This is a genomic window from Niastella koreensis GR20-10 (genome assembly GCF_000246855.1).
Lineage (GTDB): Bacteria > Bacteroidota > Bacteroidia > Chitinophagales > Chitinophagaceae > Niastella > Niastella koreensis.
Genome location: NC_016609.1, coordinates 6,263,155 through 6,285,697, shown reverse-complemented (window position 1 = coordinate 6,285,697; position 22,543 = coordinate 6,263,155). Strand labels below are relative to the sequence as shown.

Annotated in this window: 12 protein-coding genes; 5 read left to right on the top strand and 7 right to left on the bottom strand. The window is 46.4% G+C overall.

The window, feature by feature from the left end; translation table 11 throughout:
• Positions 1–128: 128 nt before the first annotated feature.
• The 4 genes from NIAKO_RS24895 to guaA form a co-directional block, all read right to left on the bottom strand.
• On the bottom strand, positions 129–1,763 hold the full coding sequence (locus tag NIAKO_RS24895) for an ATP-dependent DNA ligase (protein ID WP_014221218.1): 1,635 nt from the start codon (positions 1,761–1,763) through the stop codon (positions 129–131).
• Between the two features lie 3 nt (positions 1,764–1,766).
• Complete coding sequence (locus NIAKO_RS24890; RefSeq protein ID WP_014221217.1) at positions 1,767–2,786, bottom strand: ligase-associated DNA damage response exonuclease; 1,020 nt, start codon at positions 2,784–2,786, stop codon at positions 1,767–1,769.
• 185 nt (positions 2,787–2,971) lie between these two features.
• The gene (locus tag NIAKO_RS24885; RefSeq protein WP_014221216.1) at positions 2,972–4,216 is read right to left on the bottom strand and encodes a type 1 periplasmic-binding domain-containing protein; all 1,245 of its coding nucleotides are present in this window, start codon (positions 4,214–4,216) and stop codon (positions 2,972–2,974) included.
• Between the two features lie 104 nt (positions 4,217–4,320).
• On the bottom strand, positions 4,321–5,853 hold the full coding sequence (guaA, locus tag NIAKO_RS24880) for a glutamine-hydrolyzing GMP synthase (RefSeq protein WP_014221215.1): 1,533 nt from the start codon (positions 5,851–5,853) through the stop codon (positions 4,321–4,323).
• A gap of 225 nt (positions 5,854–6,078) precedes the next feature.
• Between guaA and NIAKO_RS39620 the strand changes: the two genes are divergently transcribed.
• The 3 genes from NIAKO_RS39620 (at position 6,079) to NIAKO_RS24870 (ending at position 7,841) form a co-directional block, all read left to right on the top strand.
• On the top strand, positions 6,079–6,210 hold the full coding sequence (locus tag NIAKO_RS39620) for a hypothetical protein (RefSeq protein WP_014221214.1): 132 nt from the start codon (positions 6,079–6,081) through the stop codon (positions 6,208–6,210).
• Between the two features lie 164 nt (positions 6,211–6,374).
• Positions 6,375–7,094, top strand: coding sequence for a head GIN domain-containing protein (locus NIAKO_RS24875; protein ID WP_014221213.1), 720 nt, complete (start codon positions 6,375–6,377; stop codon positions 7,092–7,094).
• Between the two features lie 27 nt (positions 7,095–7,121).
• Positions 7,122–7,841: a head GIN domain-containing protein gene (locus NIAKO_RS24870; RefSeq protein ID WP_014221212.1), complete on the top strand. Its 720-nt coding sequence runs from the start codon at positions 7,122–7,124 to the stop codon at positions 7,839–7,841.
• Between the two features lie 52 nt (positions 7,842–7,893).
• On the opposite strand, the gene pbpC is transcribed toward NIAKO_RS24870, so the two are convergent.
• On the bottom strand, positions 7,894–10,278 hold the full coding sequence (gene pbpC, locus NIAKO_RS24865; protein WP_014221211.1) for a penicillin-binding protein 1C: 2,385 nt from the start codon (positions 10,276–10,278) through the stop codon (positions 7,894–7,896).
• Positions 10,279–10,554: 276 nt separating this feature from the next.
• Here pbpC and NIAKO_RS24860 point away from each other — a divergent pair, with 276 nt between their 5' ends.
• Positions 10,555–15,975, top strand: a complete 5,421-nt coding sequence (locus tag NIAKO_RS24860; RefSeq protein ID WP_014221210.1) for an alpha-2-macroglobulin family protein — start codon at positions 10,555–10,557, stop codon at positions 15,973–15,975.
• Between the two features lie 124 nt (positions 15,976–16,099).
• Entirely contained in the window at positions 16,100–17,827 is a 1,728-nt protein-coding gene (locus NIAKO_RS24855; RefSeq protein ID WP_014221209.1) for an ABC transporter ATP-binding protein, read from the top strand.
• A 91-nt stretch (positions 17,828–17,918) separates the two neighbouring features.
• Here NIAKO_RS24855 and NIAKO_RS24850 read toward each other — a convergent pair whose 3' ends face one another.
• Both NIAKO_RS24850 and NIAKO_RS24845 read right to left on the bottom strand, forming a co-directional pair.
• Complete coding sequence (locus NIAKO_RS24850; protein ID WP_014221208.1) at positions 17,919–18,461, bottom strand: DUF1415 domain-containing protein; 543 nt, start codon at positions 18,459–18,461, stop codon at positions 17,919–17,921.
• A gap of 108 nt (positions 18,462–18,569) precedes the next feature.
• A complete protein-coding gene (locus NIAKO_RS24845) occupies positions 18,570–22,487 on the bottom strand; it encodes a TraB/GumN family protein (protein ID WP_041347265.1) in 3,918 nt (1,305 codons plus the stop codon).
• Positions 22,488–22,543: the final 56 nt, after the last annotated feature.

Sequence of the window (22,543 nt, the reverse complement as noted above, 5' to 3'; positions counted from 1 at the left end):
ATACTTCAAATTTACGATTTTGAAATTTGGCAGTGGTGATACCTGGGTGTTAAAAGTTCAGGAAGGAGCTGTTGCATGTTTCAGGTTTCAGGGAAAAACAAGTTAACCTGGAACCTGAAACCTGTTTCTTATTTCCCATAAAGCTCCAATATTTTCTTCAGGTCCTCTAAAGTATTGATATCGTTGGGTAATTTATCGGTTCTCCAGCGGCTGATGCGGGGAAAGCGGAGGGCTACGCCGGATTTGTGGCGGTTGCTGGTGGCAATTCCTTCAAAGGCAATTTCAAAAACCAGCTCGGGTTTTACGGTGCGAACGGGTCCAAACTTTTCGAGGGAGTTCTTTTTTACAAAGGAATCTACCTGGGCGAATTCTTTATCAGTCAACCCGGAATAAGCTTTGGTAAAGGGAACCAGTTTGTCGCCATCTTTTACAGCAAAAGTATAATCGGTGTACAGGTTGCTGCGGCGGCCGGTTCCTTTTTGTGCATATACCATTACTGCATCGATGGTGAGCGGGTCAATTTTCCATTTCCACCAGTCGCCCCTTTTGCGGCCTACCTGGTAGGCAGATGCTCTCCGTTTTAACATCAATCCTTCACTGTTGAGGCTGCGGCTTTGTTTGCGAATGGTGGTCAGTTCCTCCCAGTTGCTGAAGGTCACAATAGGGGATAGTTGCAACCAGGGCAGTTGCAGGGAAGTGACCAGTGTTTCCAGGGCTGCCCGCCGTTCGGCGAGCGCCCAATGCCGGATGTCTTCTCCACTGAGTTCAAGCAGGTCGTAGGCAAATAACCCAACCGGTGCTTCCTGTAAATTCTTTTTAGCGATGTTCTTTCTGCCAATGCGGGTTTGCAGCACATTGAAGTTGAGTACCTGTCCATCTTTATAGGGTAGAATTTCTCCGTCTATGACAGTGCCGTTTTCCAGTTTGCGTTGCAGGATGGTGTATTCGGGGAATTTTTCGGTGATGAGGTCTTCGCCGCGGCTCCATACAAACAACTGGTCGTTGCGTTTTATAATTTGTCCACGGATGCCATCCCATTTCCATTCAGCCTGCCAATCGGCTGGCTCGCCTAATTCCTGCAAAGGATCTTCCAACGCATACGCGAGGTAGAAAGGGTAGGGTTTTGAATGATCGGTTTGGGTTGACTGCTCGCTTAACAACTGGTCAAAAGAAGTGGTGGCAGGGTCCCAGTTACCACTGATGCGGTGAGCAATAACGCTGGGCTCCAGTTGAACTGTTTTGGCCAGGGCATTCACCATTAGTTTTTGCGATACGCCCACCCGGAAAGTGCCCGACAATAATTTATTGAATACAAACCGTTCGCGGCTGCTTAATTCCTGCCACGACTGCAGGATAAACGTTTTCTTTTCGGGTTCGGCGGCTTTTTCAAGTTGCTGAAATTGTTCAACGTAGTAATGGAGGGGATGGGAGGCCCCCTCCCGGTTGGCTTCCCCCCGTCCCCCTCCAATAGAGGGGGAGGAAGAACTCTCTGGTATCAGTAATGCAATCGTTTCTGAAAGATCGCCTACGGTATGGTAACATTCCTGGAAAAGCCAGATGGGCAGATCAACCAATTCACAGCACCATACCGCCAACTGCGTACCGCTAACGGTGCGGCGTGGCCGGCGGCCGCTGAACAATGCAATCACCCACACCTTATCCTTTTCATCGGCATGCGCAAAGTAGGTTGATAGGGCCTGAAGCTTATCATTTGTTTTGGTGCTGGTACCCAGCGTAAATATGAGTTGTGCGAATTCCCTCATTTCCTAATTTTCAGTTGTTGCATTTTCAGATGTGCCTTCTTCCTCCTCCGTTCCAAATTCCGTTTTCACTTCAGATGCATCGATACCAATTTCATTCAGGTAGCGGCTAAACACAGATTGAAACCCATGGGTGATGTATACTTTTTGGGCGCCGGTGGCTTTAACTGCCTGTAACAGTCCCTGCCAGTCGGCATGATCGCTGAGGGCAAAACCTGCATCGGCATTTCTGCGTCGCTGGTTGCCGCGTACCTGCATCCATCCGCTGCAAATGCCGGTACTGCTATTAGTAAAACGACGCATCCATGCACTGCCATCTGCCGAAGGCGGCGCTATCACCACGCTGCCCTTGAATGCATCCTTTGGTGTATCGGGAGTAATGCGTTGTACGGCAGGAAATTTATGACCTGTCTGCAGCAGGGTTTCCTGTACATTCCAGATGGCGCCATGCACATAAATATTACCGGTCACTTCTTCCAGCGCCTGTAATATCCGCTGTGCTTTTCCCAGGCTGTACCCAATGAGCACAGAAGTTTTACCTGCTACCTCATTGCTGCGCACCCAGTTTTGAATCTCGTGATAAATTTCGTGTTGCGGTTTCCAGTTGTAGATGGGCAACCCGAATGTTGATTCCGAAATAAACGTATGACAGGGGATGGGTTCAAATACCCCGCTGATGCCATCTGGTTCCGTTTTATAATCGCCGCTTACCACCCACACTTCGCCTTTGTGCTCAACCCGAACCTGGGAAGAACCAATGATATGACCCGCAGGATGAAGCGATACCATCACTTCATTCATATAGATCCTTTCGTTCCATTCAACTGTTTGATAATTGTATGGACCCAACCGCAATTTTAGCAGAGGCAAACTATCCCGGTGGCATAAGTAAGACTGGCTGCCAGGCCGGGCGTGATCGCTGTGGGCATGGGTGATCACGGCTTTATCAACCGGTTGCCAGGGGTCAATGTAGAAGTTGCCCTGTTCGCAATACAAGCCTTTGTCTGTAAAGGAGATTAAAGGCATAAAATAAGTGTTAGTTCCAAGTTCAGAGTTCCGAGTTCCGAGTTCCGAGTTCCGAGTTCCAAGTTCCAAGTTCCGAGTTCCGAGTTCAAAGTTATGAGCAAAAAAAGGTGTGCCACGTTTTCCTCAACATTGTAAGGATACGCGGCACACCTAAAGTTTTTTAACTCTGAACCTGGAACTTTGAACTAATAAACCGTTTTCACTACTCCATCAACCTTCTTCACAAAGTATAATTTCTTATTTTCAAAATAGTCGAGTGTCATGGTGGCTCTGTTGATCACCGGCTGAATATCGAATTCGCCAAAGAGCATGTATTTTTTATCGCTCAGGCTTGATCCCAGGTTCTTTCCATTCAGGATTAATAAATGCCCAAAGTGATAGATGGTTTCAAAACCACGGAAAACCATATCCGACGGGCGTGAATAGAATTCATTCTTGAAGTTCTCCTGCACGGTAGTGGCCAGTTTGTTGGCAGGGTTTACATAGAACGGCGTGCTGTAAACTATCTCGAGGTTCTTGAATTGCGATTTTTCAAAATCTATCTGGTCCCAGGTAGGCATACCCACCACCACATTGGGATTGGTGGCATCACTGGCCAATGCCAGTGCCGCGCAAAGATTTTGGGCGAAGCTGGCATCCAGGCTACCAGCCACACAAATGTTTTTATTGTCGGTGCTGAGGTACGGCGTCAGTTTATCCTGGGTGAAATTGTCATCGAGGGTAACGTATTTCAACTTCAACTTAACGGCAGTTGTTTTTTCAAACTCCGTAAAGTAATTTTTTAACCGGTCTTCAGTGGCGCCTTTCTTTCTGAATATGATGATGTCGGATAAAGAATAATTCTTTTGCAGGAAACGATAAATACCAATGCAATGCGTGAGCAGAGTCGGGTTCAGGATAACATAATGAGGATTATTCTGAATACCTGCGTCGTTGGGCAGATTGGTATTGATAAAAGGGATATCCAGGGTGGCGGCTACACTGGCCAGCTTTACTGCTTCATTAGTAGTAACCTGTCCTATAATAAGGTCGGTTGACTTGAATTCTTCACTGGCCAGCAGGGAATCCATTTGCAGTTGTGGCGCTTTGATATCATATACATGAATATCCAGTTTAATACCTTCTTTCTGTAATGAATCGATGGCCAGTTCGGCGCCTTCCCAAAATTCCAAACCTGCGCTTGATTGTTTGGGAAAGGTTTTGGCATCGTACCGGTAATTGCCGGTGGCGTCAAATGCCGAGTCAAGAAACAATGGAGTAAAGATGGCAATCTGCTGGCGTCCGGTATCTGTTTGCAGCGCCAGCACCGGTTGCGTTGGTTGTACCGGCTGTGTGGTACCGGTTGGTGCTGGTGTTATTTGTGCTGATACTGGCGCTACCCAGGCCATGGCAAGGCATGAAAATAATAATACGAACCATTTTTTCGTCATAGGGAATTCTTTATTGACTAAGTGTTGAGTTGTCCTATTGCTATTCATACCTCACATATTAAAGGTTACCCCGCGCAGGCGGGGTAACTCTTTAAAAAAGACGTTTACTCCCATTCTATCGTTGCAGGTGGTTTACTGCTGATGTCGTATACCACCCGGTTGATACCTCTTACATTGTTGATGATATCAGTCGAAATATGTGCCAAAAATTCATAAGGGAGGTGAGCCCAGTCGGCGGTCATGCCATCTACCGAAGTTACCGCACGTAAAGCTACGGTGAATTCGTACGTTCTTTCATCACCCATAACTCCCACACTCTTAACCGGTAGTAAGATGGCGCCTGCCTGCCATACCTGGTCGTATAATTTATGTTCTTTCAATCCCTGGATATAGCGATGATCGGCTTCCTGTAATAATTCCACTTTGTCAGGCGTAATTTCACCCAGAATGCGGATGGCCAAACCGGGGCCGGGGAAGGGATGGCGATTTAACAAATCGCTGGGAATTCCCAGTTCTGCCCCCACGCGGCGTACTTCATCTTTAAACAGGAACCGGAGGGGTTCTACCAGTTCCAGGTGCATAATATCGGGTAAACCGCCCACATTGTGGTGCGATTTGATAGTTACTGAAGGACCATGCACAGAAACGCTCTCGATCACATCGGGGTAAATAGTACCCTGGCCTAACAGCTCAACACCTTCAAAAGCTTTTGCTTCCTGCTGAAATACTTCAATAAACAGGCGGCCGATGGTTTTACGTTTGGCTTCGGGATCGGTTTTGCCTGCCAGCTGATCGTAAAACAACTGTTTGGCATTTACACCTTTTACGTTCAGGCCAATGGTGTTGTAGGTTTCCAGTACCTGTTCAAATTCATTTTTACGCAACACGCCGTTGTCCACAAAAATGCCGTACAGGTTCTTACCAATGGCTCTATGGATCAATGTTGCGGCAACAGTAGAGTCAACACCTCCACTCAGGGCCATTATCACTTTACGATCGCCGATCTGTTTTTTCAGGTCGTTAACCGTATCGGTGATAAAGTGAGCGGGCGTCCAGTCCTGTTTGCAGCCACAGATATTTACGAGGAAGTTCTTAATCATTTTTTTCCCTTCTGTAGAGTGGTACACTTCGGGGTGAAATTGTACGCAGTACAGGGGATTGGTTTCGCCGTTCTTTTTAAAGGCGGCGAAGGGGATACCGTCGGTAGTGGCCAGTACATTGAACCCGGCAGGTAATTGCAGAACGGAGTCGCTGTGGCTCATCCAAACCTGCGATTTCTCCATTACATCTTTCAGCAACACGTCGTCGGTTTGTTTGTGCATGAGGGCACGACCGTATTCGCGTTTGTTACTTTTGGCTACCTGTCCGCCAAATTGTTTGGCCGTTAACTGGGCGCCATAGCAAACTCCTAAAACGGGCAGTTGCTGATTAAGTGCTTGTACATCTACTTCCGGGGCATTGACGTCGTTCACAGAAAAAGGCGAACCCGACAGGATTATACCTTTCAGTGAAGGATCAAATTCAACTTTTTTGTGATAGGGAATTATTTCGCAATACACGTTGGCCTCCCGGACGGCCCTGGCAATCAATTGAGTATACTGACTGCCGAAATCGAGAATTAGAATCTTTTCCGTCATGGTGGTGCGAAGGTAAGAAATACAGCTACAAGCCCCAAGCTATAAGCTGTAAGCATTTGGGGTTATTATAGAAGTTATTAGCCTGGTTGTGGCACCAGCCGTTTTAATCGCTTAAGTTGTTCCGCCCGCTCGTTATTTGTTCCTTATTAAATATATTTATTCTTGAAAGACAACTTGTTAGTGTTGTTGACATGAAGTTGTGTGCGAATCCAAAACTACTCTGAGATGACATTACAGGTACTGGAAACGATACAGCAAAGTGGAGAGGGGTATATGGTTGAGTTCAAAAGAAATTTGAATTCAGACCTGGCAAAAGAACTGGTGGCAGGCCGGAACGGGGATTCTACGGATGCGTGATGGAATGACAGAACTATTCGTAACGATCTGGAATTTTTGATACAGGAAGGATGGGTTATTAGTTTCTATTTATAGCATTCTCCTGTAACATTTTTACTACCTCAGCGTCAAATGCTGTGAAAACCGGGTATATTGTAATACATATTCAAACTAAACCTACTTATATGAAAAAATGGGCCGCCCTGTTTGTATTGACAGCTATTATTGGAACCAGTTGCCACCTTCCCGGCAAACGCATAAAAGGAAATGAACAGGTTACCACCGAGAACCGGCAGGTAAGTGGCTTTACCGGCGTTTCGTCTCATGGAGATTTTGATGTATATGTGGCTGTTGGAAGCCCGGCATCGGTAAAAATTGAAGCAGAAAGCAATCTGCTGCCTTATATTGAAACCTACCTTGATAATAACAATCTACAGATAGATACTAAAGATGAAATATGGCTGCGCCCCCGCCGGTCAATAAAAATTTATGTAACTGCTCCCCAGTTTAAGGAGATCCATTCCTATGGATCAGGTGATATAGTTGGTCAGACAAAAATTACCGATTCTTCCAGGCTTGACCTGAAAGTTGCTGGCAATGGCCATATTAACCTGGATGTGGATGCGCCTGAGGTGGAAGCTGATTTAACCGGTAATGGCGGCATTGAGTTAAAGGGCCAGTCGAAAAGCTTTGAATGTAAACTCACCGGCAATGGAAATTTAAAGGCTTACGACCTGATGTCGGAAGATACGAAGGTAAAAATACTGGGCAACGGTGATGCTGAGGTGTATGCAAGTGTAAAGCTGGATGTCACTGTTACCGGCAACGGCAATCTGCATTATAAGGGAAATGCACAACCTTCTACCCATATCACCGGTAATGGCAGTATTACCCAGGTAAAATAATTCAAACAACCACTAACCAGGCCTCAAATGAAAAAGATATCACTTGTTTTATTGATTGCACTTATTGGGTTAAACTCTTGTTTCTTTCATGGCCACCGTGTAAAGGGAAATGGCCAGATGACAACCCAGACCAAACAGTTCGGCGATATTAAAGGCGTTGCGCTGAGTTCTGATTTTGATGTATTCCTGACCCAGGGCAGTCCCGCCGGCGTAAAAATAGAAGCGGAGGAAAATATCATTCCGCATATCGATATGCATATCGAAAATGATGTGTTGAATATTGAAACCGAAGATAACATCTGGCTACAGCCGCGCCGGCATGTAAATATATATGTTACTTCTCCGGTGTTCAATGTCATTCATTCAAGCGGATCTGGCAATATCAAATCAGAAACAAAGATCACCAGCGACGATAAACTGAAGTTGGGCGCCTCAGGAAGCGGCGATATTAAAATTGAGGTGGATGCTCCTGAAATTGATGCCAGCGTTTCCGGCAGCGGTGGAGTTGAACTGGCTGGTGAAACAAAGAAGATCAGTGGGGATGTAAGCGGTTCCGGCAATATAAAAGCTTTCAACTTAATGGCTGAGGAATCTAATATGAATGTTTCCGGCAGTGGTAATGTGCAGGTGTATTCCAGTGTAAAACTGGTTGCCAATGTTTCGGGCAGCGGTGATGTGCGTTATAAAGGCGCAGCACAAACAAGTACTAATGTTTCCGGTAGCGGGAGTGTAAAAAAAGTTGATTAGTTGATACATTGACAGGTTAACACGTTAACGTGTTAACCTGTCAATCCTTTCTCTATAGGTCCACATACTTCACTCTTATCCAAATATCCCTGTTTCTTCCCTTATCATCTGTACAGGAAATTTTAACCGGCCCTTCTTCGGGCATAAAGAACTGGCGGTTGTGCGATTCATCTGATTTATAAAACTGGTTATTGATGTACCAGTACACTTTGTGCACATCGTTGCCTACATTACAGGATAACTGTAAAGGCTCAGGGTGTTTTTTACTGATGTAATATTCCGATCCGCTTCGGGGCGAAGTAATTGCCGGGCCACCATCCTTAAACACCCGCTCACAATTGGGGTTATGCGGCGGAATTTTTTCATACACAATATGCCGTTCTTCAAAATAGCGTTGCATATCGGGCGTTACCGTACGATACCATTTCTTTTTATATCCATCCGCCGGCTGACAGGTTTTGCAATACGAGAACTTTTCATCGGCCGAGATGGCTACCTCCTGCAGATTATTGCAAAACTGGGTAGATGAAATAAGCGGAATAAAATAATCTGTCACCGTGTTCCCGCAATGTTCGCCTGGCGGCAAACCGGTTTCTGAACATACCATGCGGATGTCGCAATCTTTTGGCTGGGTAAACCATTCCTGGTCGCTGTCGTAGTCGATGGTGTTGAAGATCTTGAAAAGCAGGGGTGTAGCAATATTGGCGCCGCTTAATTCGGGAATACCCAATGCTGAGAAGTTGCCTGTCCAAATGCCTACGGTATATTTTTTATTATAACCAATACTCCAGGCATCGCGGCGGCCATAGCTGGTGCCGGTTTTCCAGGCTATCTTGGGCATGTGCTCAGTGCTTTGCCAGTTAAGCGGAAAGTCGGGGCGGTTTACTTTCGATAAGATCTCATTGATCATAAACGTGGCGGCAGGGGTTAAGATCTTTTGACCTTCACCGGGCTGATGAAATGCTTCCTGGGTATACCTGGGCACTACATATCGCCCCTCGTTTGCAAAGAGGGTGTACATCCCGGTCAATTCTTCCAGTGTGGCGCCGCAACCACCCAGGATCAGGGAAAGACCGAGTTTGCGCTGGTCTTTTTTGATCTGTTTAAAATTACAGGCGCCCAGCTTATCAATAAACTGGTCCTTGCCAAGCGACTGCAAACTTTTAACTGCCGGAATGTTCAGGGAATGTTCCAGCGCATATTCCATGGTTACATACCCGTTGAATTGTTTGTCGTAATTCTCGGGCGCATAACCGCCATAGTTTACGGCCACATCGGTGATGATGGCTTTGGGTGTCATCAATCCTTCATCGATACAAAGCCCGTATAACAAAGGTTTCAGGGTACTGCCGGGCTGGCGGATGGCATGAGCGCCATTTACCTGCCCTGCATCGATGGTATCGGTGAAATTGGCCGACCCTACATACGTAATTACATTGTGCGTTTGGTTATCGATGATGATCACCGCAGCATTGCGAATGTTTTTCAGGGTGAGAATACGCGAATAATCTGCTACCAGTTTTTCGGTCTTTAACTGGGTATTCAGTTCAATATTTGTTTTAATGATATCACCGCCCTGTTGTTTCAGTTTCCAGGCCAGGTGAGGGATCAATTGTGGAACGGTACCCCGAGTAGCAGTAAGCGGTTCGCTTAATGCATCGGCAATTTCTTTTTGGGTGAACACTTTGTCGTTCGCAAACTGTTGCAACCAGCGGTTGCGTTCCTGCACAATACGATCGTTGTGTTTGCCCATTACCAGCGACGATGGCCGGTTAGGAATAATAGAGAGGGCGGTGATCTCGGCCAGGGACAGGTGATCGGGATTCTTTTTGAAATAAAGAATAGAAGCCGATTTTACGCCTTCAATGTTACCACCATAGGGTACCAGGTTCAGGTATAATTGTAATATTTCATTCTTGGTGTATTTGTGTTCCAGTTGCAGCGCGCGGAACATTTCAACCACCTTATTAAAATACGTTCTTCGTTTTGGTTCCAGCGCGCGGGCCACCTGCATGGTGATGGTAGAGGCGCCGGAGGTGCGCTTCCAGCGAAAGATGTTTTTAAAAAAAGCACGGCCAATGGCCATGGCATTGATGCCGGGATGGCGGTAAAAGTACTTGTCTTCTTTTTCGATAATAGTTTTGCGCAACAGCGGTGATATTTCTTCCAGCTCAGTTTTCATCCGCCATTTCTCATCTTTGGTAAGAAAGGCATGCAGTACCTCGCCTTTGCTATCGGTGATAATAGTTGAATATTCGATGTTATCGGGAACCGGGAATACCCAGTTAAGTGCGAAGAATAAAATAATAGCAATAAAAACAGTAAGCAGCAGGCGTTTACTCCATTTATAGACTATCTGGGTATAACGGTGGCGTGGGCGCCAGGTTATTATACGGTTAAGAAATTGCTGTATGGCTTTTCTGTCTGGGGTTTTCATGTGTGTTAGTTCACCTGTTCACGTGGCAATAGCACTTTAATAACAAATTAACATGTGAGGAGAATAAATTGATTGTAACTTTCGCTTACAATTGCAAATCTATGGCTTCGTCAAGCTTTCCTCCCTAGTTTCCTTGCTAATTTCCGGTTTTCTTTCTATCAACAAAAGGAACATTCCAATATTTAATTCCTTTTTGTATTTTAACGCCCTCAACCCGCTTTGGATTGTTGACCAGGGACGGTTTGGGCCTAACCACGCTAATACTTTTAACCCGATATGCGTAAGCAATTGATCGCCTTGATTACAATAGGCGTTTGTGTGCTATCGATGATAGCCGCCTGTAATCGTAGTGCAGTTTCTCTCAGCTATACCAATGCCAAAGGTGAAGTACAATCCCTCGGTAACCTGGTATTCCGCTTTGATAAATCCCTTGTTCCTGATTCCTTGTTGAACAACTGGGATTCCACTGAGTATATTTCTTTTGAACCTAAGATTGCCGGCCGTTTTCGTTGGGAACATCCCGATGAACTGGTGTTTTCTCCTGCACAACCGCTGTCGCCTGCTACCAGTTATAAGGCGAAGCTCTCCGGCGATCTGCTCGACCATAGCAAATATGGCAAGCTCGACAAAGGCGAAGAGATCAATTTTTTCACACCGTACTTACAACTGGATAATACCAACGTAACCTGGATGCTGCCCGATCAGCATTCCACTACCGCGTACCCGCAGGTTGATCTGTATTTTAACTACGCTATCAGTCCTGCTACCATTAAAGATAAAATGAACCTGGTGGTAGATGGCAAGCCGTTGAAGTATAGTATTATTACCGAAGGCCCCGACAGCCGCATTTCGCTCCGCCTTGCGGGGGTGAAAATGGAAGATAAAGACCTGGAGGCTAAAGTAACCTTTGAAAAAGGACTGGTGCCCGATGGCGGGGTGAATGGCACCAAAGATGCGATTGAAAACAAAGTGTTCATTCCATCTCCGTATAATCTCACTATTAATGATGTACATGCCGAACACGATGGGTTAACCGGAACCGTGTTTGTTCGTACCAGTCAGCAGGTGGTAATGTCAAATCTCGCTTCGCTTATCCGGTTTGAACCGGCGGTAAAGTTTTCGGTTCAACAAACCGAAGATGGTTTTACCATAAGCAGCGAGAACTTTGATGCTGATAAAAGTTATGTATTAAATATAAACAAGGGTGTGAGTGGCCGCATTGGTGGTACATTGCATGAGCCGTATAGTAATAATGTGGTGTTTGGTGAGCTGGAACCTTCGTTGAGTTTTGCCAACAGCAAAGCTGTATACCTGAGCGCGCTGGGTAACCAGAACATTGAAGTGCGCCTTACTAATGTGCCAAAGGTAAAAGTGATCATTTCAAAGATCTACGAAAGCAACCTGCTGATGGCGCAGCGGTATGGCTATAGCCCTAAAGACTCAAGAGGCGAAGGCGAAGGAGAAGATGGCGAGTACTATGGCGGCGATTATGAAGATAACAGCGACCTGGCGTTGGGTGATGTGATCTATGAACAGGAGATCGATACGCGTTCGTTACCCAAATATGGCAACAGCCACCTGTTTACATTTAATGTAGAAGATAAGCTGCCCGATTTTAAAGGTATTTATCACATCAAGTTGCGGTCGGCTAAGGATTATTGGGTAAGCGACAGCCGTTTCATTTCAAAATCGGACATAGGTTTAATAGCCCGCGAAGGAAAAGATAAATTGTTTGTATTTGCCAACTCTATTAAAACGGCTCAACCGGTAAACGGCATGAACGTAGTGGTGTATGGCAATAACAACCAGGTGCTTGGTACCGGCGCCACCAATACAGACGGCGTGGCTGAAGTTGCTTTATCGCGTAAGGAGTTTGCCGGGTTTAAACCTGCGATGATCATTGCCAAAACAGCCAATGATTTCAACTACCTGCCGTTCAACAGCACAAGAGTAAATACTTCCAGGTTCGATGTTGGCGGTAAACACAGCAACACTACCGGGCTGGATGCGTTTATCTATGCTGAACGCGATATTTACCGTCCGGGTGAAAAGGTGAACTTTTCTGTGATCCTGCGCGACCGCCAGTGGAAATCACCGGGCGAGCTGCCGGTAAAAATGAAGTTCCTGTTACCAAACGGTAAGGAGTTAAAGAACTTCCGTAAAACATTGAATCCCCAGGGTGCTACAGACGGCGATGTGGATATTTCCGAAGCGGCTATCACTGGTAGCTATACGCTGGAAGTATATACCTCAAACGACGTATTGCTGGGCAGCAAGAACTTCAGCATCGAGGAATTTGTGCCCGATCGTATTAAGGTAACTGCCAAACTGGATAAACCTTACCTGGAACCGGCACAGAGCGCGCACCTGGCTATCACTGCTGTAAACTTTTTTGGACCGCCAGCTGCGAATCGTAATTATGAAGCAGAGGTCCAGACAAGCGTTATCAACTTCGATCCAAAAAAATACGACACTTATAATTTCAGTATAGAAAACCAGGGTCTGTCATTTGACAAAGTGGTGAAAGAAGGCAGCACCGATGACAATGGCAATGCCAGTGTAGAGTATGAAGCGCCTGCCTTGTTTGCTAACAAAGGGTTGTTACAGACAACTTTTTATGCAACCGTTTTTGATGAAACCGGCCGGCCGGTAAGCCGCAGCACCACTGCCAATATTTATACCCAGAAAATGTTCTTTGGTATTGGAAGCGATGGGTACTGGTATTACCCGCTGAACCAGACGGTGAATTTCCCGTTGATTGCGCTGGATAAGGATGAGCATGTGCTGAATGGCGCCCGCGCCTCGGTAAAAGTGATCAAACATGAATACCGGACCGTGATCTCAAAAAGCGGTAGTTATTTCAAGTATGAATCACAGAAAGATGATAAAGTAGTGGCTGAACAGAATATTACCATCAGCGGTGACAAAAGCACCTTTCCCTTTGTGCCCCGTTCACCCGGTGATTATGAACTGCAGGTTGCCATTCCCGGTTCAGAAAGTTATGTAAGCAAAAGCTTCTATAGTTATGGCTTCTGGGGTGGCGAAAACTCTTCATTTGAAGTAAACACCGAAGGGAATATCGATATTGAAGCTGATAAATCTTCTTACGAAGCAGGCGAGAACGCCAAACTATTGTTTAAAACACCGTTTGATGGTCGTATGCTGGTTACCCTGGAAACCGATAAAGTGGTTTCGTATCAATATGTAAATGTTGACAAAAGATCGGCATCGGTTGATCTGAAAATGACTGCCGACCATTTGCCAAACGTATATGTAACGGCCACGTTGATAAAACCACATGATGTTAGTGAAATGCCGTTAACGGTAGCGCACGGGTATAAGAGCCTGAAAGTAGAAGAGAAGAGCCGTAAAATAAATGTAGAGATCGTAGCGCAAAAGTCGGTTCGTTCACGTACCCACCAGAAGGTGACTGTAAAAGCAGCACCCAACAGCTTTGTTACATTAGCTGCTGTTGATAATGGTGTATTACAAATAACAGATTTCAAAACACCCGATCCATACAACCATTTCTATGCCGCCAAAGCACTGGAAGTAAACGGCTATGATCTGTATCCGCTGTTGTTCCCCGAGTTGAAAGCTACGCTGAGCAGCACGGGTGGTGACGGGGAACTGGAAATGAGCAAACGCACCAACCCCATGCCAGCCAAACGGTTCAAGATCGTTTCATACTGGAGCGGTTCAACCAAAACCGGTGGTAGCGGAGAAGCGGAGTTTGAATTTGATATTCCGCAGTTCAGTGGTGAAGTACGGTTGATGGCGGTTGCTTATAAAGATGAAAGCTTTGGCAGTGGCGAAACTGCGATGACGGTGGCAGATCCTTTGGTCTTAAGTACCGCATTGCCGAGGTTCCTGAGCCCGGGCGATACCGTAACAGTACCGGTTACCATTACCAATACAACAAAAGGTTCTACTTCAGCAACAGCTACCTTAAATGTAAGCGGTCCGCTGAATGTGCTGGGTGATAAACAACAAACCGTTTCACTTAACAGCAACAGCGAAGGTCAGGCCATCTTCCAGCTGGTTGCTTCGCCTGCGGTAAGTACCGGTAAAGTAAGAGTGGATGTACAGGGATTGGGTGAGAAGTTCACCGATGAAACGGAGATCAGTGTGCGCCCTGCTTCTCCATTGCAGGTAGTAACAGGTAGCGGATCGTTCACTGGTGGCAATGCACAACACCTCAATATTCCGCTGAATGATTTTCTGCCCAATAGTACCGATTACCAATTAGTAGTAAGCCGCAGTCCGGCACTGGAGTTGGGTAAACAATTGCGGTACCTGGTTTCTTATCCGTATGGTTGTACTGAACAAACGGTATCAACCGCCTTCCCGCAATTGTACATTGGCGATCTGGCCGATCAGTTGCACACTGTTGAGGGTGGTAAATCTATTGCCAACTATAATGTGCAGGAAGCCATTCGGAAGATCAAATTACGCCAGTTGTACAATGGTGCTGTTACCCTGTGGGATGGCGAAGGCACGGAAGACTGGTGGGCTACCATATATGCGGCGCACTTCTTACTGGAAGCGCAAAAGGCCGGGTTTGAAGTAGATAAGAATGTGCTGAATGGCATTCTCAACTACATGAACAATAAGTTGAAGAACAAGGAAACCATTTTGTACTACTACAATAAAGACCAGAAAAAGAAAATTGCGCCCAAAGAGATCGCATACAGTTTATATGTGCTGGCATTGGCAGGTAAACCCAATGTGAGTGCGATGAACTATTACAAGGCCAATCCTATGTTGCTGAGCCTTGATTGTAAATACCTGTTGAGTGTGGCCTACGCAATAGCCGGTGATAAAGCGAAGTTTAAGGAACTGTTGCCTTCTTCCTTCACTGGTGAAGTATCGGTGGCGCAAACCGGTGGCAGCTATTATTCAGATATCCGCGATGAATCAATTGCATTGAATGCCTTACTGGATGTAGACCCATCCAATACACAGATCCCTGTGATGGCGAAACATGTAGCTGATAAAATGAAACAACGTTACTGGTACAGCACGCAGGAATGTGCATTCAGCTTCCTGAGCCTGGGTAAAATGGCCCGTGCCGCCAGCAAGGCTACGGTAAGTGCGGATGTAAAAGTAAATGGCAAAACAGTGGGCAGTGTTTCAAACAGTCCGCTGAAATTAACCGCCAAACAATTAGGCGGCACCAATATAGATCTTACTTCCAAAGGTGAAGGCCGCCTGTATTACTACTGGCAAAGTGAAGGCATCAGCGTAAGTGGCGCCTATAAAGAAGAAGACAGCTACATTAAAGTTCGCCGCCGCTTCTTTGACCGCTATGGCCGGGTGATTGATGGCAATACGTTCACGCAAAACGACCTGGTGGTGGTTCAGATCACCCTGGAGAAATCGTACAGTGGTGATGTGGATAATATCGTTATCAGCGACATTCTGCCTGCCGGGTTTGAAATTGAGAACCCCCGTACCAAGGAAATTCCGGGTATGGAGTGGATCAAGGATGCGGCCACGCCTACGGCGCTGGATGTGCGCGACGATCGTATTAATTTATTTGATAACCTGGGCAGCAGCCGTAAAACATATTACTATGCCGTACGTGCCGTATCGCCTGGCAATTACCGCATGGGACCTGTAAGCGCCGAGGCCATGTATAATGGTGAATACCATTCGTATAATGGAGGTGGTGTGATAAGGGTTGTTAAGAAGTAGATGAGTAGTTGACAGGTTGACAAGTTAATAAGTTGACAGGGCGGGTTTCCTCAAAGGAAGCTCGCCTTTGTTTTTAAAGGATTTGTGCAGTTTTCCCGATATTTGTTTATACCCATACCACAAAATGTCGTCACCGCTACTCCAAATAAATAACCTGCAGGTTGATTTTGTAACAGAAATCGGCACCACCACCGCCGTAAAGGATATCTCTATTACCGTGAACCGCGGTGAAATTGTGGCTATTGTGGGCGAATCGGGTTCCGGTAAATCGGTTACTTCCCTGTCGATCTTACAGCTGTTACCTAAGGCCTCGGCCAGGTACCCCCAGGGTGACATTCGGTTTTCTGCAGGTGAGGGGGAGCCGGTAAACCTGCTTACGCAAACGCCTGAACAAATGCGTTCCATTCGCGGCAACCAGATCGCCATGATCTTCCAGGAACCCATGACTTCCCTGAACCCGGTATTTACCTGTGGTCACCAGGTGCAGGAAGCCTTGCGGTTGCATTTGAAGATCGGCAAGAAGGAAGCCCGGGAGAAAACGATAGAACTTTTCAACCGGGTAAAGCTGCCTAACCCCGGGCAATTGTTCCGCCGGTATCCGCATCAGGTAAGTGGCGGGCAAAAACAACGCGTGATGATTGCCATGGCCATGAGTTGTGAACCTTCGTTGCTGATCTGTGATGAACCCACCACGGCCCTGGATGTTACGGTACAAAAGACCATTCTTCAACTGATAAAAGAATTACAGCAGACCCAGCAGATGGGCGTGATATTCATTACGCACGACCTGGGTGTGGTAGCCGAAGTGGCTGACCGCGCCGTGGTAATGTACCGCGGTGAAATTGTGGAAAGCGGAACTGTTGCCAGTATCTTCACCAATCCACGGCACCCTTATACAAAAGGACTGCTGGCCTGCCGGCCGGTGCTGCATCCCAAAGGGGAACGTTTGCCGGTAGTTAGTGATTTCCTGGAAAATAACCGCCCGTTTGATATAAGCCGTTATACCCAGGTAGTTGAACCGCCGGTTGAATTAAAAGAACCCGATACCACCGTAAAACAACCTTTTATTCAGGTATCGCGATTGAATGTATGGTTCCCTTCCAAAACAAACCTGTTTGGTAAACCGGTTGATTATGTAAAGGCCATCGACAACATCCGGTTTGAAATCTACAAGGGCGAAACGCTGGGGTTGGTAGGCGAGTCGGGCTGTGGTAAAACAACGCTTGGCAGAACCCTGCTGGGATTGATCCAGCCTACTTCCGGTTCTGTTCGTTATGATGGCACTGATCTGGCAAAGGTAGATGCCCAAACCATGAAGGAAATGCGCAAAGACATCCAGATCATTTTCCAGGATCCCTATTCCTCGTTGAATCCGCGCTTAACTATAGGCGCTGCTATTGCCGAACCTTTGAAAGTACATAATATTATTTCCAGCCCTGCACAACGGAAAGACAGGGTAGTGGAACTGCTGGAAAAAGTAAACCTGAAAGCAGAACATTTTAACCGCTACCCGCATGAGTTTTCCGGGGGCCAACGGCAGCGTATTGTAATTGCCCGGGCGCTGGCGCTAAAGCCTGATTTTATTGTTTGTGATGAATCGGTTTCTGCGCTGGATGTGAGCGTACAGGCGCAGGTATTAAACCTGTTGAACGACCTGAAAGCTGAAATGGGTTTTACCATTGTTTTTATCTCGCACGACCTGTCGGTGGTGCGTTATATCAGTGACCGCATTATGGTGATGAATAAAGGAAAGATCGAAGAGATTGGTGATGCGGAGCAGGTGTACTTTCACCCTCAGAAAGAGTATACGAAACAATTGATCTCATCTATTCCCAAGGGGCTTATTAGTTAACGGGTTAACACGTTAACAGGTTGACAGGTTAACAGGGGGAAAGGCTTAAAACATCTTCTGAAAAAACTTTTCAACACGTCAACATATCCACTTACAGGCAACTATCCCGTAATAATTTCATATATATCGTTCCCTTTTCTCTTGCCAGTTGGATATTCTTTAAAGGTATTTCATCGGCATTGCCATAAAACTGAATGGCTTTGCGCACCTGGTCTTCCCGTAACAAATGCAGCATAGGGTATATTGAGCGGTTGGTGTAATTAGCGGCATCGTCGGTGGCGCTGTCCTCAAACTTGTATTGCGGATGAAAGGTAGCCAGCTGGTAAACGCCTTCGTACCCTTTTTGCTGTAACAGTTTTTCGGCAAATGAAACAAATTGCAGGTAGCTGTCAAATTCAGTAAAATAACCGGGGAAGATCAGCAGGGTGGTGGCAATGGATTTTTCTTTATCCAACCGTTTGCATTCTTTCAGCAAAGCATTGCGAGCATCGGTGCGGGTTACTCCATGTTCTACCTGGTAATGGATGGTATTGTTTTTAAACTCCCGGTTCGCAAACGGACAGAAGTTTAACCCTATTACTACAGATTGGATCCATTTTTTTGTTTGTTCAATGATTTGCTGATCGGTTGACATGGGCCTAAAGGTAGTTGATAAGTTGACAAGTTGATAAGTTGACAGGGTAAAACACGAAAGCCCTGCAAAGCAGGGCCTTCGTGGTATATCAACGTGTCAACTTTTAAACTAATCCCTGTACCGTTGACTCTTAACCATTTCCGACAAATAATTCCTGTACAAACTAAACGACCGGGCATCATAAAATACTGATGCGCTTCCGCGGCGGGCATATAACATTTCCTTCAACATTTTCTGCAACTGTTCTTTAACGGGTTTGTCGTTGTCGAGCCTGCGGTCTTCTTCTACAGAAGTGAAGTCGTCGTTCTCTACATCAACGGCATCCTGTTTTTCGGGTTGCATGCCTACAGTGGCTACATTCCAGGTAATATCGTCGCGCATGCGTTTGTATTTAAAGAAATATACATAGCCCTTTTTGTTGTCATAGGCTACCAGTAGTTTATCGAGGTAGATGATTGTATCCAGCTTGTTGTAATTGTCGAGCGGTTTAGCGATCAGGCTGCGCGTAATTTCCAGCTGGGTTTTGTATTGTTTGGGAAATTTGTCAAGCATTTTCAGGGTTTGAAGATCGCTGTACAATTCACTGCGATACAGATCTTCTTTTGCATATTGGGTGAACAGCGAATCCGGCACCTTGAACTTGTTCCGCAATAACAGGATGAAGGTGTTATAACGCAATCGCCTGTCCTGCGTGGTCTGCAGTTGTTCAAAAAAGCTTTTTACACCCTGGTTTTTATCATAGAACGGTAATAACAGGATGGCATACCGGTCAAGCTCTTTATTGCCGGCATCGGAAACGGCATCGTCACCATCGTCGTCGCTGGCATATGACGATGCAACGGGCGACTCTTTACGGAGGGCGATTTCCATTTTGACCTTGTTCTCTTTGGCCAGTTGTTTTTTCAGCAATTGTTTGGCCTCGAGGTAGAGTTTTGGAAAGCTGGTTTCATAATCCGCCGCCTTTAAATAACCACTGTCAACCATTGTTTCCAGCAGGTTCATCATTTCATCTTCATAGTCGTCGATATTCATTAACTGCAGCATGTCGGGGAACAACTCTTTTGTAAGCGCCAGGGTATCGAACAGGGGCGCCCAATGGCCATAGTAGCTGCTCTTACTGCTGCTGTGTGGTGCCGGGGCAATATCAACCGTAACCGAACTTATCCGGGACGAACGTGAATAAGAGTAGTCATCGTCCGTGATCGGCGGTTCCTGTAATACCAGGTCTTTAAATGCGATGAATGAGGTTTTGGTTCGCTGGTTCAGCAAGGCGTTCAGGATGGCCGATTGCCAGTCTGCCGTGTCTTTTACCTTCCAGTATAATTTTTGCAGGTAGGTAGTAATGCTTGAGTCTTTTAACCTGCCCAGGCTTTCAATGAAATATCTTTTCAGCACCAGGTAGTCTTTCATTTTCCAGTTCAGCGAATCAATGGCCTTTTTTAGCAAGGGCACATCCAGCGAATCGAACCCTACCTGGTAAAGTGATTTACGCGCCCGTTTTACGGCCAGTGAATCCCTGCTGAACAGGTCTTTCATAAACCTGTCGGTCTTCCTGGTAAACAGCGATTCGCCTTTGAGGGTATCTATTGGTTTAAAGCTGCTGAAGAAGTTGGAAAGTAAGGCGCTTTGTTTGGTAAGCGTATCGGTTAAGGTGGAGATGCTGAAGAAATGCCCGTTGTTGTAAAACAGTTTGGCAATGATCAGCCGGCTGCTGTTGGTATCGGTTAATTGAATATCGCGGCACTGCATGCCATTGGGCAACCGGTATAGTTTGTTTTGTTTTATAATGAACGTACTGTCGTTGAACCAGCTGCTTACGGCTGCGTTCTTCCACAATTTGGTACTGTCTTTTTTATAAGCGTACGGCGGCACTTTGAAATGCATCACCAGGATCTTTTCTCCGATGGTATCGTTGCTTATGAGGCGGGTGCCAAAGGTGGGGAGGTTGTAATCGTCCGGGTCATCATCAGCTCCCCCACCATTAGATAACTGCAACAATTCTTCCATGCCGGCCGACTCATCTTTTTTGTCGGGCTTTGAATAAATGGGAGAAGTAACGGTTACGTACAGCGTGGTATCGGTACGTGGGGTAGGGGCCGGGTAAATAAAGGGCGTTATGGAAAATGATTGCAGAAAACGCTGGGTATTGGGATTATCGGTTTTATAACTGGCAATAACGGCATAATAGATGGGTCCCTGGATCACATATTTTACGCTGCTGAAACTTCCGTCTTTGTGTTTGAATTTACTTTCCAGGGCCGGGTAGCCGTTTACAGTTGTAAAATGGTGGCTCAATTCTTTATCGATGAAATCAGAATAACCATAGCTTTCATCCATCAGGTTCAGCTCAAAACTGTCTTCTTCAATAAATGAATAGTTGTGCAGGTTGGCTTTCATAATGAGGTAGCTATTGTCGCTTGCTGCATCGTAAGCCGCATATTCCAGCCTGTCGGTACCAAAGCTGTTGTCTTTTAACAGGGCAGGCGTGTGGGGCATTTGCACGCTGAAACCGCCTGTGGGTGGTTGCCAGGTTTGCCAGCCGGTGGAGGTATATTCTTTCAGGCGTATAGAACCAAAGAAGTCCTGGGCTTCGTTGCCACTGACCACGTATTCGCCATTGCCGCTCATTTTAAAAAGAATAACCTCAAATGGGGTAACAAAGATCTGGTAATGCTGGTTGTCGCCACGGCGGGTGCGATTGATCACGTCGAGCCCCTTGTAGCCGTTTTTAGTAATGGATGTTTTCTTCGTGATCTTGCCGGGAATGTTTTCATAAAGCAGGCTGTCAACCTTTTTAAGCACCAGGTCACTGCTATGTTCCCACGAAAGGCTGTTGGTTTTTATGCGGGTAACCATATAATAGGCGCCGTTCACCATGTCGGCATACTGAACAACATCGAGCCCATTCCAGTCGGTAAAGCGATAGAATTTTTTGCCGGGGATGGAAACGGTGTAGAATCCATCGTCGCAGGTTTGGGTGGTGAAGGGAGAATTGATCCTGATCTTGTCAACGCTTTCTTTTTGCAGGCTGTTGCGGTCATCCATGCGAACAGGGCGCATGGTGTAGCCTTTTTGTCGCAATAATTCAATTACGCCGCGTTTGCCGGGTAAGTGGGCGGCCCCCACGCCTACAAACAACGACATTTTCCGGATGATGGAGTCAATAGAGTTGGCCTGTATTTCGTTGCGTTTATATAGAAATTTCTCCTGGAAGGCATCGGAGAAAACGGTGAGGCTTTCCAGTGAGTCCAGCAGGTCTAGATCGCCCTTGCGGTAGGCGTCTTCCACTTTCTTGGGGTTGGTCATCATGCCCTCATAATCGTAGCTTCTTCTTTTTTTGTTCTGGTCGCGCAGCATGGCTTTGTAAGCTTCCATCACCAGCTTTTCGCTTTCCTGGAAGTTCTCTACGCCACTTACGCGTTTGCCCAGTTTTTTACCGGTTTGAAAAATATACATATCGAGGAAGGTGTCTTCCTCAAAATCTTCGGCCCTTTGGCCATCCGTTCGGTACAGCATGCCATTTATCATGGAGGGCTCCACAGCCAGGGCGGCTTTTATAGATTCTTCATACCGGTCAATGGCGAAGGTGGTGATGCGCATATGGTCTGCCGGCCACTCCCAGCGGTTGGCGGCATACAGGTTGGCCAGGCTGGCGCCGCCGCGGCGGTTGTTGCTGCCGCGAAAAAAAACAGATTGACTGTAATCGTCCTGCCAGCTTTCGGGATTGGTTTCCAGCGCCACTACATCGGCGCTTTTGATGGCTGTGTAGAACGAATCACCCAGGTGAAAGGCCAGTTTATCGCTTACGTGCATAGTGCCGAACAGGTACGATGGCTTTTTAAGACCATTACCACTGATCTCCCACAACAGGCTGGGATATTTTTTGGGGCCTGGTTTGGGAACAACGGGCGTTGGATGGGGTGGCAGGGGCGCGGCGGTTTTAGGTTTGTGGGCTGGCTGTTGCGCCATGGATGGCAAAAAAATAGCCAACAACAGGACAGGCAGCAAAGAGATAGGTTTTCTCATACTCGTTCAATAATTAAATGACCGGTGACTGTTTTGAAAATGCCCGAAATACCGGG

Coding starts and splice junctions, on each gene's coding strand:
- NIAKO_RS24850 (WP_014221208.1), bottom strand. CDS start 18,461: ATGTCAACCGATCAGCAAATCATTGAACAAACAAAAAAATGGATCCAA.
- NIAKO_RS24870 (WP_014221212.1), top strand. CDS start 7,122: ATGAAAAAGATATCACTTGTTTTATTGATTGCACTTATTGGGTTAAAC.
- NIAKO_RS24885 (WP_014221216.1), bottom strand. CDS start 4,216: ATGACGAAAAAATGGTTCGTATTATTATTTTCATGCCTTGCCATGGCC.
- NIAKO_RS24895 (WP_014221218.1), bottom strand. CDS start 1,763: ATGAGGGAATTCGCACAACTCATATTTACGCTGGGTACCAGCACCAAA.
- pbpC (WP_014221211.1), bottom strand. CDS start 10,278: ATGAAAACCCCAGACAGAAAAGCCATACAGCAATTTCTTAACCGTATA.
- NIAKO_RS24875 (WP_014221213.1), top strand. CDS start 6,375: ATGAAAAAATGGGCCGCCCTGTTTGTATTGACAGCTATTATTGGAACC.
- NIAKO_RS24890 (WP_014221217.1), bottom strand. CDS start 2,786: ATGCCTTTAATCTCCTTTACAGACAAAGGCTTGTATTGCGAACAGGGC.
- NIAKO_RS24860 (WP_014221210.1), top strand. CDS start 10,555: ATGCGTAAGCAATTGATCGCCTTGATTACAATAGGCGTTTGTGTGCTA.
- guaA (WP_014221215.1), bottom strand. CDS start 5,853: ATGACGGAAAAGATTCTAATTCTCGATTTCGGCAGTCAGTATACTCAA.
- NIAKO_RS39620 (WP_014221214.1), top strand. CDS start 6,079: ATGACATTACAGGTACTGGAAACGATACAGCAAAGTGGAGAGGGGTAT.
- NIAKO_RS24845 (WP_041347265.1), bottom strand. CDS start 22,487: ATGAGAAAACCTATCTCTTTGCTGCCTGTCCTGTTGTTGGCTATTTTT.
- NIAKO_RS24855 (WP_014221209.1), top strand. CDS start 16,100: ATGTCGTCACCGCTACTCCAAATAAATAACCTGCAGGTTGATTTTGTA.